The 16660-nt window shown below is 61.7% G+C and carries 14 protein-coding genes; 11 read left to right on the plus strand and 3 right to left on the minus strand.

What is annotated here, in order from left to right; translation table 11 throughout:
* Positions 1 to 121 precede the first annotated feature (121 nt).
* From HU720_RS07400 to HU720_RS07445, 10 genes are all read left to right on the plus strand, one after another.
* Positions 122 to 1411: an MFS transporter gene (locus HU720_RS07400; RefSeq protein ID WP_186518664.1), complete on the plus strand. Its 1290-nt coding sequence runs from the start codon at positions 122 to 124 to the stop codon at positions 1409 to 1411.
* A 390-nt stretch (positions 1412 to 1801) separates the two neighbouring features.
* Positions 1802 to 2308: a hypothetical protein gene (locus HU720_RS07405; protein ID WP_186518666.1), complete on the plus strand. Its 507-nt coding sequence runs from the start codon at positions 1802 to 1804 to the stop codon at positions 2306 to 2308.
* Between the two features lie 115 nt (positions 2309 to 2423).
* Positions 2424 to 2885 (plus strand): DUF6392 family protein, encoded by a 462-nt coding sequence (locus HU720_RS07410; protein ID WP_186518668.1) that lies wholly within the window; start codon positions 2424 to 2426, stop codon positions 2883 to 2885.
* A gap of 245 nt (positions 2886 to 3130) precedes the next feature.
* Positions 3131 to 4129 (plus strand): phosphate ABC transporter substrate-binding protein PstS, encoded by a 999-nt coding sequence (locus tag HU720_RS07415; protein WP_186518671.1) that lies wholly within the window; start codon positions 3131 to 3133, stop codon positions 4127 to 4129.
* Positions 4130 to 4277: 148 nt separating this feature from the next.
* Positions 4278 to 6566 carry an ABC transporter permease subunit gene (locus HU720_RS07420; RefSeq protein WP_186518673.1) on the plus strand — a complete coding sequence of 763 codons (2289 nt, stop codon included), beginning with the start codon at positions 4278 to 4280 and terminating at the stop codon, positions 6564 to 6566.
* 17 nt (positions 6567 to 6583) lie between these two features.
* On the plus strand, positions 6584 to 8254 hold the full coding sequence (gene pstA / locus HU720_RS07425) for a phosphate ABC transporter permease PstA (RefSeq protein WP_186518675.1): 1671 nt from the start codon (positions 6584 to 6586) through the stop codon (positions 8252 to 8254).
* A gap of 96 nt (positions 8255 to 8350) precedes the next feature.
* Complete coding sequence (gene pstB / locus HU720_RS07430; RefSeq protein ID WP_186518678.1) at positions 8351 to 9184, plus strand: phosphate ABC transporter ATP-binding protein PstB; 834 nt, start codon at positions 8351 to 8353, stop codon at positions 9182 to 9184.
* Positions 9185 to 9305: 121 nt separating this feature from the next.
* Positions 9306 to 10076 carry a phosphate signaling complex protein PhoU gene (gene phoU / locus HU720_RS07435; RefSeq protein ID WP_186518680.1) on the plus strand — a complete coding sequence of 257 codons (771 nt, stop codon included), beginning with the start codon at positions 9306 to 9308 and terminating at the stop codon, positions 10074 to 10076.
* A gap of 161 nt (positions 10077 to 10237) precedes the next feature.
* Positions 10238 to 11149 carry a response regulator gene (locus tag HU720_RS07440; RefSeq protein ID WP_186518682.1) on the plus strand — a complete coding sequence of 304 codons (912 nt, stop codon included), beginning with the start codon at positions 10238 to 10240 and terminating at the stop codon, positions 11147 to 11149.
* A 340-nt stretch (positions 11150 to 11489) separates the two neighbouring features.
* Positions 11490 to 12389: a peptidoglycan DD-metalloendopeptidase family protein gene (locus tag HU720_RS07445; protein ID WP_186518692.1), complete on the plus strand. Its 900-nt coding sequence runs from the start codon at positions 11490 to 11492 to the stop codon at positions 12387 to 12389.
* 4 nt (positions 12390 to 12393) lie between these two features.
* Here the strand turns inward: HU720_RS07445 and HU720_RS07450 are convergent, their stop codons facing one another.
* The 3 genes from HU720_RS07450 to phoB all read right to left on the minus strand — a co-directional run bounded on the left by HU720_RS07450 (position 12394) and on the right by phoB (position 15972).
* Positions 12394 to 13734 carry a hemolysin family protein gene (locus HU720_RS07450; RefSeq protein ID WP_186518684.1) on the minus strand — a complete coding sequence of 447 codons (1341 nt, stop codon included), beginning with the start codon at positions 13732 to 13734 and terminating at the stop codon, positions 12394 to 12396.
* A 125-nt stretch (positions 13735 to 13859) separates the two neighbouring features.
* On the minus strand, positions 13860 to 15164 hold the full coding sequence (gene phoR / locus HU720_RS07455; protein ID WP_186518686.1) for a phosphate regulon sensor histidine kinase PhoR: 1305 nt from the start codon (positions 15162 to 15164) through the stop codon (positions 13860 to 13862).
* 118 nt (positions 15165 to 15282) lie between these two features.
* Positions 15283 to 15972 (minus strand): phosphate regulon transcriptional regulator PhoB, encoded by a 690-nt coding sequence (gene phoB / locus HU720_RS07460; RefSeq protein WP_186518688.1) that lies wholly within the window; start codon positions 15970 to 15972, stop codon positions 15283 to 15285.
* 175 nt (positions 15973 to 16147) lie between these two features.
* Here phoB and HU720_RS07465 point away from each other — a divergent pair, with 175 nt between their 5' ends.
* Positions 16148 to 16516, plus strand: coding sequence for a hypothetical protein (locus HU720_RS07465; RefSeq protein ID WP_186518690.1), 369 nt, complete (start codon positions 16148 to 16150; stop codon positions 16514 to 16516).
* Positions 16517 to 16660: the final 144 nt, after the last annotated feature.

Genomic DNA, 16660 nt, shown 5'->3' on the forward strand with positions numbered 1-16660 from the left:
ATTGATGAATATCTGTACAGATTTTGTAGTGCTATCAGCCGCGTCGGGCAATTTGTTATCTTCCTTTGGACCCCACAGAAGCCGCATGCCAAGCGGCCTGCACACCAACAAGAGAACATCGATGACCTCCGTGCCCAGCAGTATCGAGCAGCCGCCCCGGCCGCTGACCCGCAGCGACTACAAAACCCTCTCACTGTCTGCCCTGGGCGGTGCGCTGGAGTTCTACGATTTCATCATCTTCGTCTTCTTCGCAACCGTAGTGGGCAAGCTGTTCTTCCCACCTGACATGCCCGACTGGTTGCGCCTGATGCAGACCTTCGGCATCTTCGCCGCCGGCTACCTGGCGCGGCCGGTGGGCGGCATCATCATGGCCCACTTCGGCGACCTGCTCGGGCGCAAGAAAATGTTCACCCTGAGCATCTTCATGATGGCCGTGCCCACGCTGATCATGGGCCTGCTGCCGACCTACGCGCAGATTGGCCTGTGGGCGCCGATCCTGCTGCTGCTGATGCGCGTCATCCAGGGCGCGGCGATTGGCGGCGAAGTGCCGGGCGCCTGGGTATTCGTTTCCGAGCACGTTTCGGAGCGCAACACCGGCTACGCCTGCGGCACCCTGACCGCCGGCCTGACCTCGGGCATTCTGCTCGGCTCGTTGATGGCCACGTTGATCAATACCCTCTACACCCCAGAGCAAGTCACCGACTACGCCTGGCGTATCCCGTTCCTGATGGGCGGGGTGTTCGGCCTGTTCTCGGTGTACCTGCGCCGCTGGCTGCACGAAACCCCGGTGTTTGCCGAAATGCAGGCGCGCAAGGCCCTGGCCAAGGACCTGCCGCTGCGCACGGTGCTGCGTTACCACGGTAATGCGGTGATTCAGTCGATGCTGCTGACCTGGCTGCTGTCTGCCGGCATTGTGGTGGTGATCCTGATGACGCCGGCATTGCTGCAGAGCATCTACCACATCAGCCCGATCGACTCGCTCAAGGCCAACAGCCTGGCCATCGTGCTGCTGAGCGTGGGTTGCATCGTCGCCGGCAGGCTCGCCGACCGCTTCGGTGCGGGCCGTGTGTTGATTGTCGGTAGCCTGATGCTGCTGGCAAGCTCCTGGGCCTTCTACCACAGCCTGCCGACGCGCCCGGACCTGCTGTTCCCGCTGTATGCCCTGACTGGCCTGTGCGTGGGCGTGATCGGCGTGGTGCCCTACGTGATGGTCAAGGCATTCCCGGCAACGGTGCGCTTCACCGGCCTGTCGTTCTCCTACAACCTGGCCTACGCCATCTTCGGCGGCCTGACCCCGATGGTGGTTACTGCGCTGCTCAAGTTAAGCACCATGGCACCGGCGTATTACGTGGCGTGCCTGTGTGCGGTAGGGCTGATGCTGGGGCTGCATTTGCGCGCGAAAAAGCGTTAAGCGTTACTGACCGCGTTCGCCGTCCCTCAAGCCGCCGCCGGGTTTTCTCGGCGGCGGCTTGTTGTTTCTGGCCCCAGAAACATGCCGTAACCAACCATGCAGGCCTGATGCATATGTAACTCAGGCGCCTCCCGGATAACCCAGACCCTCCGCCATACAGACAAGGAGAACTGTATGGCTGGAGATAGATTGAATGACGGGCCTGATGGTGCCAGATCCTGTAATACATCCGGGGGCGAACTCGGACGATACAGGGGTCATAATTCCTGGGTTCGGGGCGGAGGAGGGCCTGCCTTCACCTGGCCTGTTGGGCTATGGGTCTGGTGAGGTCAAGACAGAGGCTGCCAGGCAATCGCCGCATGATTCTCACGCGGGAAAAGGGATTTATCGATGGGTGTTTTGAAGCTTGACACTTATCTCGGCAGGCTAGGCCGTTCCTATGATGAGCTGGTCATGGAGGGGCTACTGCCTCCGAACAGCCTGCAGGAAATATATGACGGTTCGCTGACCGCATTTTATGAGCCCGACGCAGGCATAGAGCTAGAGTTCTGGGCGCAGTCCAGAACTTTCGAGAAGCTGCATATTACCTTGGCGCCCGATGCCGCCTCATCTGAGGTTTTTGAGGGCAAGGTTGAAAAGCCTTTTGGAAATTGCAGCGTCAGAGAGGAGGTTCTGCAGGTTCATGGCGAGCCGGCCACGTCGAAGGGGCCGTTTGAAATGCCACGGCCATTGGGTGAGTCGGGCGGGTGGGATATCTACTGCCTGAAAGCGCTTGGCTATGAAGGAGTGAATGTTGTTTTCAAATATGATGTTGGGCTAAACGTAGTTGGTTTTACCTTTTCTTTGGAAGTAACAAGTTTTGACAAAATGCTTGTAACTACTGTGGCCGAGCTTTAATGCTCAACGTCGAGGCTTGAACACCAGGTTTACTGGCCCACGGGTTTGCCGAGTCTGACATTGAGTCAGCCAGGCTCAACCTGTACGAGCTTCACTCTGTCAAAGGGCGCTCCCGATGAACATTGAGCTGAATGCCTACCTTGAGCATCTGGGTAAAACCCACGTTGAACTTATCGAGCACGGCGTGCTGGATGATTCACGGTTAATAGAGGTCTATCCGGGTTCGCTGACCCTGTATCGGCAACCGCAAGCCGGTTTAGATCTGGCATTTTTAGCTGAGACCAAACAGCTGGAGTCAGTCATGTACACACTGCGGAAACTGGTACCCGAAGACGTCCTCTTCACCGGTAACTTGCCCGAGCCCTACGCATCATGCAAAAAACTAGATGATGTTCGCGACCGCTTTGGTGCTCCCCATGTTAGCAAAGGGCCCCTCAGGCTTCCTGACCCCCTTGGCGAGGTCGGAGGATGGGATGGCTACACTATGACTTGCGAAGGCCGTGAACACCTTAGGGTTGTATTCAAATATGACGCTGATTTAACGGTTTTCTGTATCAGTTTTGGCTTGAAGCAATAACATCAAAGCAACGGCGTTGGTGCACCACAGACAAACCTGAGCCCGGTCTACGTCATGTTCGGCGATCGCCGCACGAAACCGCAGGGCTGAGGCAACCGCCTGGGATCGCGAAAAAGGCCACCCGAGCGTCTCGTGGTGGCCTTTCATCCAATTGTCACATTGGGGTCATAGAGTGTTCACACGGCCTACAGATACTTGGGCCCGTTCCATCACAACCCCTACGATATTCCTGCTAGGAGCAAGGCATGAAACTGAAGCGTTTGATGGCGGCCCTGACCTTTGCCGCCGCTGGCGTTGCAACCGCCAATGCGGTCGCCGCTGTCGACCCAGCCATCCCGACCTACACCAAGACCACCGGTGTATCGGGCAACCTCTCCAGCGTCGGTTCCGACACCCTCGCGAACCTGATGACCCTGTGGGCCGAGGCCTACAAGAAGGAATATCCGAACGTAAACATCCAGATTCAGGCCGCCGGTTCCTCCACCGCGCCACCTGCGCTGACCGAAGGCACCGCCAACCTCGGCCCGATGAGCCGCAAGATGAAGGACGTCGAGCTGCAGGCCTTCGAGCAGAAGTACGGCTACAAGCCAACCGCCATCCCGGTTGCCGTCGACGCCCTGGCTGTTTTCGTGCACAAGGACAACCCGATCAAAGGCCTGACCATGGCTCAGGTCGACGCCATCTTCTCCTCCACCCGCCTGTGCGGTGGCAAGGCTGACGTCAAGACCTGGGGCGATGTGGGCGTGAAAGGCGACCTGGCCAACAAGCCAATCCAGCTGTTCGGCCGCAACTCGGTATCGGGCACCTACGGCTACTTCAAGGAAGAAGCCCTGTGCAAAGGCGACTTCAAGCCTAACGTCAACGAACAACCTGGCTCCGCTTCGGTGGTGCAGTCGATCAGCTCCTCGCTGAACGGCATCGGCTACTCGGGCATCGGCTACAAGACCGCCTCGGTGAAAACCGTCGCTCTGGCCAAGAAAGAAGGCGGCGAGTTCGTTGAAGACAACGAAGCCAACGCCCTGAACGGCACCTACCCGCTGTCGCGCTTCCTCTACGTCTACGTCAACAAGGCGCCGAACAAGCCGCTGGCACCGCTGGACGCCGAGTTCATCAAGCTGGTGCTGTCGCAGGCCGGTCAGCAAGTCGTGGTGAAGGACGGCTACATCCCGCTGCCTGCCAAAGTGGTCGACAAGACCCTGGCTGACCTGGGCCTGTCCCACGCTGGCAACGTTGCAAAGAAGTAATTAGGCAGTAATCGGAAGAGGTCGGCAGCCCATGCGCCGGCCTTTCTCCACGAATTCGTCAGTCCGCAGCCAGGGCTCCTGAGCGGCGGGCTTTTTTGCGTCACTGCACTGTCATGTTTTTGTCATACGGGACCGCTAGGGTGTGCGCATGAATGATCTGGCCAACTCCACCATGACCCAAAATTCTCCGCCGCTGCGTATTGATTTCAATACGCCCGAGTTGCAACGCAAGCGCCGTATGCGCGCCCTCAAGGACCGCCTGACCCGCTGGTATGTACTGGTGGGCGGGCTGGCCGTGCTGGCTGCCATTACGTTGATCTTCTTCTACCTGGCCTACGTGGTGCTGCCGCTGTTCCAGGGCGCCGAACTGACCAGCAAGAAGGCGCTGGAGCCCACCTGGCTGCAACAGGATGCCGGCAAGCCGCTGATGATCGCCCTCGAGGAGCAAAACCTTGTGGGCATGCGCGTTTCCGACAAGGGCCAGGCGCTGTTCTTCGATACCAAGACCGGTAACGAACTCAAGCGCGTCGACCTGCCGTTGCCAGCCGGCACCCAGGTCAGCTCGATCGGCAGCGACCAGCCGGGCAGCCCGCTGGTGGTGCTGGGCCTGTCCAACGGCCAGGCGCTCGTGTTCCACCACAGCTACAAGATCACCTACCCGGACAACAAGAAGACCATCGAGGCAGGTATCGACTACCCCTATGGTCAGGGCGCGTTCACCTTGGATGATCAAGGCCGCCCGCTGGAGCATGTGACCGTCAACGTCAATGGCGAAACCCTGCTGCTGGCCGGCTCCACCGGTGCGCAGCTGCAGGTTATGGAGCTTGCACGCACCGAGAACATGATGACCGGCGAGGTCACCACCGAGCAGAACCGCATTGCCTTGCCGCAGATGACCGAGACGGTGAAGAACATCTTCATCGACCCGCGCCAGCAGTGGCTGTACGTGGTCAACGGCCGCGCCACTGCCGATGTGTTCAGCCTGCGCGAAAAGAGCCTCAATGGCCGCTACAAGCTGCTTGAAGACGGCAACGCCGAAATTACCGCCAGCGGGCAGCTGGTGGGCGGCATCTCGCTGATCTTCGGTGACTCCAAGGGCGGCCTGAGCCAGTGGTTCATGGCCCGCGACCCGGACGGTGAGTCGCGCTTGAAGCTGATCCGCAGCTTCCAGCTGGGCAAGGCGCCTGTGGTGCAGATCGACGCCGAAGAACGCCGCAAGGGCTTCATCGCCCTGGACAGCGAAGGCAAGCTTGGCGTGTTCCACAGCACCGCACACCGCACCCTGCTGGTTGAGCCGGTTGCTGAAGGCGCAGGCATTCTGGCGCTGTCGCCACGCGCCAACCGCATCATCATCGAAGAAGGCGGCAAGCTGCTGCCGCTGAGCCTGCGCAACCCGCACCCTGAAGTGTCGTTCAGCGCGCTGTGGGGCAAGGTCTGGTACGAGAACTACGACGAGCCGAAGTACGTCTGGCAGTCGACCGCCTCGAACACCGACTTCGAGCCCAAGCTGAGCCTGTCGCCACTGACCTTCGGTACGCTCAAGGCCGCGTTCTACGCGATGATTCTGGCCGCACCGCTGGCGATTGCCGCGGCCATCTACACCGCCTACTTCATGGCACCTGGCATGCGCCGCAAGGTCAAGCCGGTGATCGAGTTGATGGAGGCGATGCCGACGGTGATCCTCGGCTTCTTCGCCGGCCTGTTCCTGGCGCCGTACCTTGAAGGCCATCTGCCGGGCGTGTTCAGCCTGCTGATGATCCTGCCCCTGGGCATTCTGGTTGCAGGCTTTGCCTGGAGCCGCCTGCCGGAGTCGATCCGCCTGCGCGTTCCAGATGGCTGGGAAGCGGCCATCCTGATCCCGGTGATTCTGGCCATTGGCTGGTTCGCACTGTTCATGAGCCCGTTCATGGAAAGCTGGTTCTTCGGCGGCGACATGCGCCTGTGGATCAGCAACGACCTGGGCATCACCTACGACCAGCGCAACGCCCTGGTAGTGGGTATCGCCATGGGCTTTGCGGTCATCCCGAACATTTACTCCATCGCCGAAGACGCTGTGTTCAGCGTGCCACGCAGCCTCACCCTGGGCTCGCTGGCCCTGGGTGCGACGCCATGGCAGACCCTGACCCGCGTGGTCATCCTCACCGCAAGCCCGGGTATCTTCTCGGCCTTGATGATCGGCATGGGCCGGGCGGTGGGCGAGACCATGATCGTGCTGATGGCTACCGGCAACACCCCGGTAATGGAAATGAACCTGTTCGAGGGCATGCGCACCCTGGCCGCCAACGTGGCCGTGGAAATGCCTGAATCTGAGGTCGGTGGCAGCCACTATCGTGTGCTGTTCCTCGCCGCACTCGTGCTGCTGATGTTCACGTTCATCATGAACACCTTGGCCGAGCTGATTCGCCAGCGCCTGCGCAAGAAATACTCGTCGCTTTGATAGAAAGGTAGAGATCCGTGAAAAAGGATTCCCTCAAAGGCTGGTTCAAGAGCGGCGCCCCCGGCGTCTGGATCAGCGGTGGCGCGGTGGCAATCGCGGTCATCATGACCATTGGCCTGTTGTCCGTGATCGCCGTACGTGGCCTGGGCCACTTCTGGCCGGCTGACCTGATCCAGGCCACCTACAAGGTGCCGGGCCAAGGCGACCATGTGATCGTCGGTGAAGTGGTACAGAAAGAAGAAGTCCCGCGTGAACGCCTCAAGGGTGCCGGTTTGCCGGTGCCTGACCAGGGCCCTGAGTTCATGACCCGCGAGCTGATCAAGGTCGGTAACCGCGACCTCAACGGCAGCGACTTCACCTGGGTGGTCGGCGAGTGGCTGGTGGACCAGCAACGCCCGGCCGACCTGATGGCCCTGGAGCGCCGCGAGTGGGGCAACTTCTACGGCTACCTGGTCAGCGTCAAGGAAGAGGGCCGCGTGGTCGCGCAAGGCCCCGAGGCCTGGAACGAACTGCAGGTGCGCCTCAAGCGTGCCAGCGACCTCAACGACCAACTGGTCAAGCTTGAGAAGAAGGACATCGGTGCCATCAACCATGGCCTCGAACGCCTGCGCCTGCAAAGCCGCAAGCTGGAGCTGCAAGGCAAGCTCGACGCCGCCGCCCAGGCTGACATGGACGCTGAGCGTGCCGAGCTGAACAACCGCTACAAGGCCATCGAAGAGCGCCTCACCGGCCTGCACCAGGCGTTTGCCCGCGACAGCCTGGTGGCCCGCGATGGCAACGGCCGCGAAGTCGAGATCAACCTGAGCAAGGTGGTCCACGCGATCCAGCCCAACGGCATGTCCGCCATGACCAAGATGGGCAGCTACTTCGGCAAGGTGTGGGAATTCCTCAGCGATGACCCGCGTGAAGCCAACACCGAAGGCGGTATCTTCCCGGCCATTTTCGGCACGGTGATGATGACCCTGATCATGGCCGTGATCGTGACCCCGTTCGGCGTGCTGGCGGCAGTGTACCTGCGTGAATACGCACGCCAAGGCCCGGTAACCCGCCTGATCCGTATTGCGGTGAACAACCTGGCGGGGGTTCCGGCCATCGTCTACGGCGTGTTCGGCCTGGGCTTCTTCGTCTATGTGCTGGGTGGTTCCATCGACCGGCTGTTCTTCCCCGAGTCGCTGCCGGCGCCCACCCTTGGTACGCCGGGCCTGCTGTGGGCCTCGCTGACCCTGGCGCTGCTGGCGGTGCCGGTGGTGATCGTGGCCACCGAAGAAGGCCTGGCGCGCATTCCACGCACGGTGCGTGAAGGCTCGCTGGCGCTGGGTGCAACCAAGGCCGAGACGCTGTGGAAGATCGTGCTGCCGATGGCAAGCCCGGCGATGATGACCGGGATGATTCTGGCCGTGGCCCGCGCTGCCGGCGAAGTGGCCCCGCTGATGCTGGTGGGTGTGGTCAAGCTGGCGCCGTCGCTGCCAGTGGATGGCAACTACCCGTACCTGCACCTTGACCAGAAAATCATGCACCTGGGCTTCCATATCTACGACGTCGGCTTCCAGAGCCCCAACGTCGAGGCCGCGCGGCCGCTGGTGTACGCCACCGCGTTGCTGCTGGTGCTGGTAATCGCCACCCTCAACCTCTCGGCGGTGTGGATCCGTAACCACCTGCGCGAGAAGTACAAGGCCCTCGACAGTTAAGCCCAAGCCATAAGCGGCAAGCCTTGAGCAGATTGCCGCTTTTGCCCCAACTTGCAGATAGCAGCTTGAAGCTTGCAGCTTCAACGGAGTGAGAACATGCAACACGACAGCCATACCCACGCCATCGACATGTCGGCCCTGGGCCGCGACAAACAGAGCCTGCGCCTGGCCGAAGAAACCGTGGCCATCGAAGTGCCTGGCCTTTCGCTGTTCTACGGCGACAAGCAGGCGCTGTTCGATGTGCAGATGAACATCCCCAAGCAGCGCGTCACGGCCTTCATCGGCCCGTCCGGCTGCGGCAAGTCGACCCTGCTGCGCACCTTCAACCGCATGAACGACCTGGTCGACGGCTGCCGCGTGGAAGGCGCCATCAACCTGTACGGCAACAACATCTACCGCAAGGGCGAGGACGTGGCCGAGCTGCGCCGCCGCGTGGGCATGGTGTTCCAGAAGCCCAACCCGTTCCCCAAGACCATCTACGAGAACGTGGTCTACGGCCTGCGCATCCAGGGCATCAACAAGAAGCGCACCCTCGACGAAGCCGTTGAGTGGGCCCTCAAGGGCGCCGCGCTGTGGGACGAGGTCAAGGACCGCCTGCATGAATCGGCGCTGGGCCTTTCCGGTGGCCAGCAGCAACGTCTGGTGATTGCCCGTACTATTGCCGTCGAGCCCGAAGTGCTGCTGCTCGACGAACCGTGCTCGGCACTCGACCCGATCTCCACGCTGAAGGTCGAAGAGCTGATCTACGAACTCAAGTCCAAGTACACCATCGTCATCGTTACCCACAACATGCAGCAGGCAGCCCGTGTTTCGGACTACACCGCGTTCATGTACATGGGCAAACTGATCGAGTTTGGTGATACCGACACCCTGTTCACCAACCCGTCGAAGAAGCAGACCGAAGACTACATTACCGGTCGTTACGGCTAGGGCGCCTTTGGCGCAGCTGCACGCTTGAAGCGGCAAGCTGCAAGAGCAGGCGGCCAGGGAATGACACGAACTACTTGAAGCGTGCAGCTAGAGGCTTGCAGCTTCTTCGCGGAGCGAAAGCATGATCAACAAAGAAAGCCTTACCCACCACATCTCCCAGCAGTTCAACGCCGAGCTTGAAGAGGTGCGCAGCCACTTGCTGGCGATGGGCGGGCTGGTCGAGAAGCAGGTCAACGACGCCGTCACCGCGCTGATCGAGGCCGACTCGGGCCTTGCCCAGCAGGTGCGTGAGGTTGACGAACAGATCAACCAGATGGAGCGCAACATCGACGAAGAATGCGTGCGCATTCTGGCCCGTCGCCAGCCTGCGGCCTCCGACCTGCGCCTGATCATCAGCATTTCCAAGTCGGTGATCGACCTGGAGCGCATCGGCGACGAGTCCACCAAGATCGCCCGCCGCGCCATTCAGCTGTGCGAAGAAGGCGAGTCGCCACGCGGCTATGTCGAGGTACGCCACATTGGCGACCAGGTACGCAACATGGTGCGTGACGCGCTCGACGCCTTCGCCCGCTTTGACGCAGACCTGGCGCTGTCGGTGGCCCAGTACGACAAGACCATCGACCGCGAGTACAAGACCGCGCTGCGCGAACTGGTCACCTACATGATGGAAGACCCACGCTCGATCTCGCGTGTACTCAGCGTCATCTGGGCGCTGCGCTCGCTTGAGCGGATCGGCGACCACGCGCGCAATATCGCGGCGCTGGTGATCTACCTGGTACGCGGCACCGACGTGCGGCACATGGGCCTGAAGCGCATGGCGGCCGAGGTTAAAGGCGCGGAGCAGGAAGAGGCCGAAATAGCTAATGTTCCGGCTGAACCGGACGATAAATAAGATTGCTCCCGAGCATCACGCCCGGCTTCTGCCGGGCGTTTTCGTTTGTGGTCGAGCACCAGCAGGCACCCGCGAACGACAGTGAAAGTCCCGGCGTGACCAGTGGTTTGGCAAATTGCCATCAGTCGGCGGTATGCTAGTCGGGATTAAGAGGAGTATCGATGAGTAAAGTCAATGTGCTGGTCGTGGACGATGCCCCGTTCATCCGCGACCTGGTAAAGAAGTGCCTGCGCAACGCGTTCCCTGGCATGGTTATCGAAGATGCAGTCAATGGCCGCAAAGCCATGGCGCTGCTTGCCAAGGAGCGTTTCGACCTGGTCCTGTGCGACTGGGAGATGCCGGAAATGTCCGGCCTCGAACTGCTGAGCTGGTGCCGTCAGCAGGAAGAAATGAAAACCATGCAGTTCATCATGGTGACCAGCCGTGGTGACAAGGAGAACGTGATCCAGGCCATCCAGGCCGGCGTCTCCGACTTCGTTGGCAAGCCGTTCACCAACGAACAGCTGCTGACCAAGGTGAAGAAGTCGCTGACCAAGATCGGCAAGCTCGACAGCCTGATGGCCGGCGCGCAGGCGCGGGTCAACTCGGCGTTTGCCAATGACTCGCTCAGCGCCCTGACCGGTGGCCGCACCGAAGCCGCCAAAGTGGCCGCGCCGGTTGCCGCTGCTGCGCCTGCGGCTGCCAAGCCATTGATCAACGCCCCGACCCCACGGCCTTCAAGTGCGGCCGCTCCGGCTGGCCGTGGCCAAGGCCAACTGCGCCTGGCCAGTGGCCCACAGCCGTGTGTGATCAAGGCCTTGAGCCTGAAGGAAGCCTTGCTGGTGGTACGCCGTGGCGCCAACCTGCCGCAGGTGCTCGAAGGTGCGGTGCTGGACCTGGAGCAGGGCGACAACGCCGAAACAGCGCGCCTGAACGGCTATCTGCATGCCATTGCAGCGGTAGAAGCCAAGCCTGACAGCGACTGGCTGCAAGTAACCTTCAAGTTCGTCGACCAGGATGCGCAGAAGCTCGATTACCTGTCGCGGTTGATTGCCCGCGGTACGGCGCAGAAGCACTTCACGCCTGGGGCGTAAGCCAAAGCAACGCGGGCAATGTAGGAGCGGCCTTGCGTCGCGAAAGGGCTGCGTAGCAGCCCCGGGGTTGTGCATGAGGCGGAGATCTTGGGGCTGCTGCGCAACCCTTTCGCGACACAAGGCCGCTCCTACACAATCAAAAGCGACTTGCCCGAAACCATAGAATCTCCCACAGTGATCAGAGCCAAGCATCAATATCGCGGCTGGGCGCGGTCTTTGTGGGAGCTGGCGCCAGCCTGCGATGAGGCCAGTGCAGGCCCATCACCCGACCAACTGCCACCCCTCTCCTGAAACCGGCTGCTAGGCTCAGACAGGTCGCCCCTGTCAAATGGCCACCATCATGCCTGCCGCCCGCCTGCTGCTGTTCTGTGCGCTGTTCACGGCCTCGGCGTCCAGCCATGGCATGACCATCTACACCACCACCGACAACTACGGGGTGGCCTCCTACTCCGATACCCCAAGCCCCGGTGCCAAGGCGTTCGTCTACCGCGAAGCGATGGTCGAGCGCATCGACAGCAAAGTACGCCTGCAAACCGAAGCGTTTCCCGGTGGGGTGAGGTTCATCGCGCGCAACGAGCTGTACGTGCCGATGGAGGTCGAACTGCGAGTCGATGGCCTGGCCAACGCCTTCGGCGGCAACGCCCCACGCGTGGTGCGGCGGGTGCTGGCGCCGCGTTCGACGCTGGTGCTGAGCGCGGTACTGGCGGCCCCCGGCGGGGCGCTGAAGTACAACAGCAAGTTCCGCTACGCCATGGGCGACCCGGTGCAGCGTGCCCAAGGCTACCGCTACCCGTTCCCGTGGAAGGGCGGGCCGTTTCGTATCAGCCAGGGGCCCAACGGGCGGGTCAGCCACTTCGGCGCCAGGGGCCGCTACGCCATCGATATCGCCATGCCCGAAGGCACGCCGATCATCGCAGCGCGTGGCGGCATGGTGGTCAAGGTCGAGAACCGCCAAAGCGGGCGTGGCACCAACCCTTCAGGCAACTTCGTGCGCATTCTCCACCCCGACGGCACCATGGGCGTGTACCTGCACCTGATGCGCGGTTCGGTGGTGGTGACAGAGGGGCAGCAGGTGCTGGTGGGGCAGGCGCTGGCCAAGTCGGGCAACACCGGCAACAGCACCGGGCCCCACCTGCACTTCGTGGTGCAGCGCAACGTGGGGCTGGCGCTGGAGTCGATCCCGTATCAGTTCGACCGGCCGATCAACGGCATGCCGGACTTCACCGCCGGCAACCCGTAAGCCGTCAGTCGAGCTTGAGCACCTTGGCCAGCACGATCTTCGGCCCTTTCATCTTCTTGATGATGATGCGCAGGCCTTCGACCTCCAGCACGGTCTCTTCTTCGGGCACGCGCTTGAGCGTCTCGTAGACCAGCCCGGCCAAGGTTTCGGCCTCGATGTGGTCAAGGTCGACACCCAGCAGGCGCTCGATCTTGAACAGTGGCGTATCACCGCGTACCAGCAGCTTGCCGGGCTGGTAGGCGAGGATGCCGCGCTCGGTCTTGCGATGTTCGTCCTGGATATCGCCCACCAGCACTTCCAGCACGTCTTCCATGGTCAGGTAGCCGATCACCTTGCCATCGGCTTCTTCAACCAGCACGAAGTGCGCGCCACCCTTGCGGAACTGCTCCAGCAACTGCGACAGCGGCATGTGCCGCGATACGCGCTCCAGCGGGCGGGCGAGGTCTTCCAGGTCGATGGTCTCGGGCAGGTGGTCCAGCTCGGCCAGCTCCAACAGCAGGTCCTTGATGTGCAGCAGGCCGGTGAATTCTTCACGCTCGGCGTCATACACCGGGTAGCGGCTGAACTTGTGGCGGCGGAACATCGCGAGGATCTGCTTGAGCGGCGCGTTGGCGTCGATGCTGACCATGTCTTCGCGCGAGTTGGCCCAGTCGACCACCTCCAGTTCGCCCATTTCCACCGCCGAGGCCAGCACACGCATGCCTTGGTCGCTTGGGTCCTGGCCACGGCTGGAGTGCAGGATCAGCTTGAGTTCTTCGCGGCTGTAGTGGTGCTCATGGTGCGGGCCAGGCTCGCCCTGGCCAGCAATGCGCAGGATGGTGTTGGCGCTGGCGTTGAGCAGGTAGATGGCCGGGTACATGGCCCAGTAGAACAGGTACAGCGGCACCGCGGTCCACAGCGACAGCAGCTCGGGCTTGCGGATGGCCCACGACTTGGGTGCCAGCTCACCGACCACGATGTGCAGGTAGGAAATGACGAAGAATGCGACGAAGAACGAGACGCCCTTGATCAGCTCGGGCGAGTCGACGCCGAAATACGCCAGCAGCGGCTCGAGCAGGTGGGCGAACGCCGGTTCACCGACCCAGCCCAGGCCCAGCGAAGCCAGGGTGATACCCAGCTGGCAGGCCGACAGGTAGGCGTCGAGCTGGTTGTGCACCTTGCGCAGAATGCTGCCCCGCCAGCCGTGCAGCTCGGCGATGGAGTCGACGCGGGTGGAGCGCAGCTTGACCATGGCGAACTCCGCAGCAACGAAGAAACCGTTGAGCAGCACCAGGAAAAGGGCGAAAAGAATCATGCCGAAATCGGCGAATAACGAGGTGAGGCTGATACCAGGGGAAGGGTCCATGATGGGGTTTTTACTGGGTCCGTCTTTAGAAATAGGAAGAAAAAAAGTGCCAGCGATGGCTGGCACAGGGGATCCAATGTAGCGGCTGATGGGGCAAAAGCAAAGGGCCGCAGAGAAATACGCCGTTACCCTTGGCTGGCGATCTGCACCGGCGCAAAGTGGCAGGTAAAGGTACTGCCATGCCCCGGCACGCTGCTGATCTCAAGCTTGCCGCGGTGGCGCATCAGCACATGCTTGACGATCGCCAGCCCCAGCCCGGTGCCGCCAGTATTGGACGCACGGCTGGAGTCGACCCGGTAGAAACGCTCGGTGAGGCGCGGCAGGTGCTTGGCGTCGATGCCTACGCCTGAGTCCTGCACGCTCAGGTGCGCACCCTGTTCGTCGGCCCACCAGCGAATGCGGATGCTACCGGCGTCCTGGGTGTATTTGACGGCGTTGAACACCAGGTTGGAAAACGCGCTGCGCAGCTCGGACTCGCTGCCTTTGAGGCGAATGCCCGGGGCTGCTTCCAGGGTGATGCGCTGGTTGCGCGGCCCGGACAGCGCCTCGGCGTCATGCTTGATGGTGCCAAGCAGGGCATCGACACTGACCGGCTGGTTGTCCGACGGATAGTCCGTGGCTTCGAGCTTGGCCAGCAGCAGCAAGTCGTTGAGCAGCGTCTGCATGCGCGAACCTTGTGCGCTCATCTGTTGCAAGGCGCGGCTCCAGCGCGGGTTCACGTCCTCGACGTTATCGAGCAGCGTTTCCAGGTAGCCGGTGATCACTGTCAGCGGTGTGCGCAGCTCGTGGGACACGTTGGCGACGAAGTCTTTGCGCATTTGTTCGAGCTGGTGAATGCGGGTGACATCGCGGACCAGCATCAGGTGCTCGCTGTTGCCGTAGCGGGTGATGTGCAACTGCACGCGCAGCCGGTCGTTGGTCGGGGAGGGGATTTCCAGCGGTTCGAGGTAGTTTCCGGCGTCGAAATACTCCTTGAAGCGCGGGTGGCGCACCAGGTTGGTCACAGGCTGGCCGCCGTCCTGCGGGGTCTTGAAGCCAAGCAGGGTTTCAGCGGCGCGGTTCCACCATTCAAGGTTGCCGTCGCTGTCGAGCATGATCACCGCATCGCGCAGCGCAGCGGTGGACTCCTGCACCCGGTCGATCACTGCTTGCAGGCGCCCGCGCACCCGCAGGTCGCGGCGTTGCAGGTGGTAGATGCTGTCGAACACTTCGCCCCACAGGCCATAACCGTCTGGCGGTGCCTCGTCGGGTTGGTGGTTGCGCAGCCAGTCGTGCAGGCGCAGCAGTTGCTTGAGGGTCCAGCCCAGGTACAGCGCCAGGCCGATAGCCAGGCTCCAGCCGTAGTAACCGCTGATCAGCCCGCCGACCAGGCAGACAGTGATCAGCAACAACAGATGACGAATCAGGGTTGCGTGCCAGTTCTGGTTCAATTTGCGGATCCTTCGGATCCCGCTGCAAGTTGCGCGCTACACGCTGCAAGTCGAAGCGGATCGGTGATGCTTCTAGTCCATGTTCCGGCCTGACGCTGCCGGCTTGCCGCTGCGTTTCTCAGCTCTTGGTAGAGAAGCGATAGCCGGTGCCGCGCACGGTTTGTACCAGATTTTCGTAGGCTTCACCCAGCGCCTTGCGCAGCCGGCGAATGTGCACATCGACCGTACGCTCCTCGACATACACGTTGCCGCCCCACACCTGGTCGAGCAACTGGCCACGGGTGTAGGCGCGCTCCTGGTGGGTCATGAAGAATTGCAGCAGGCGGTATTCGGTGGGGCCCATTTCGGCAGGCTTGCCATCGATGGTCACGCGGTGGCTGATCGGGTCAAGCAGCAGGCCGCCCACTTCGATCGGCGCTTCGCTGTCGCTAGGCCCGGCGCGGCGCAATACGGCTTTCAGGCGCGCGACCAGCTCACGGGGCGAGAATGGCTTGGTGATGTAGTCGTCGGCGCCGACTTCCAGGCCCTGGATCTTGTTGTCCTCTTCGCCCTTGGCGGTGAGCATGATGATCGGAATGCCGCCGGTCAGCTCATCGCGCTTCAGGCGCCGGGCCAGCTCGATACCCGAGGTGCCCGGCAGCATCCAGTCGAGCAGGATCAGGTCGGGCTTGCGGTCAACGATGATGGCGTGGGCCTGCTGCGTGTTTTCGGCCTCCAGGCAGTCATAGCCGGCCATTTCCAACGCAACGGCGATCATCTCGCGGATAGGCGCTTCGTCGTCGACGATCAGAATGTTTCTGCCAACCATGCTCAATTACCTCTCCCGGGAACGATGTCTTGGCCCGCATTAGATAACGGAATTATTGCAGCTGTGTGACAGGGCATGGGCAGTCGTGGCGACATTTCATGACTGGACTAGGCTTCAAGGGGCCGCCCGGGCGGTGCAGCCCCCCCAAAAAGCCCCGAATACCATGGTGAATCCGATGACACGACATACGCTGAGCTGGATGGCCCTTATCGCAACATTCGCAGTGCCAGGGCTGGCGTTGGCGCAACCCGCGATGGAGAAGGGCGGCATGCTGGTCGACCATGCCGGCATGGCCTTGTACACCTTCGACAAGGACACCGGCGGCAAGTCCATGTGCAATGACGCCTGCGCAAGCAACTGGCCGCCGCTCAAAGCCAGCGCCGGCGACAAGGCCGAAGGCAAGTGGACCCAGATCAAACGCGACGACGGCTCGATGCAATGGGCCTACAACGGCAAGCCGCTGTACACCTTCGTCAAGGACAAGAAAGCCGGCGACATGACCGGGGACGGCATGAAGGACGTCTGGCACGTCGCCAAGCCTTGATACCGCAATCGCAGGCTGTCGCCAGCTCCCACAGAGGCCATGTTCAACCGCAATATTGCTGGTTGGACCCAATCCTGTGGGAAATGACAGAGAGTTGTGGCGAGCGGGCTTGTCCCGCGTTGGGCTGCGCAGCAGCCCTGAAAA

The organism is Pseudomonas sp. SWRI51 (assembly GCF_014268825.1).
In the GTDB taxonomy this organism is placed as follows: Bacteria; Pseudomonadota; Gammaproteobacteria; order Pseudomonadales; family Pseudomonadaceae; genus Aquipseudomonas; species Aquipseudomonas farsensis.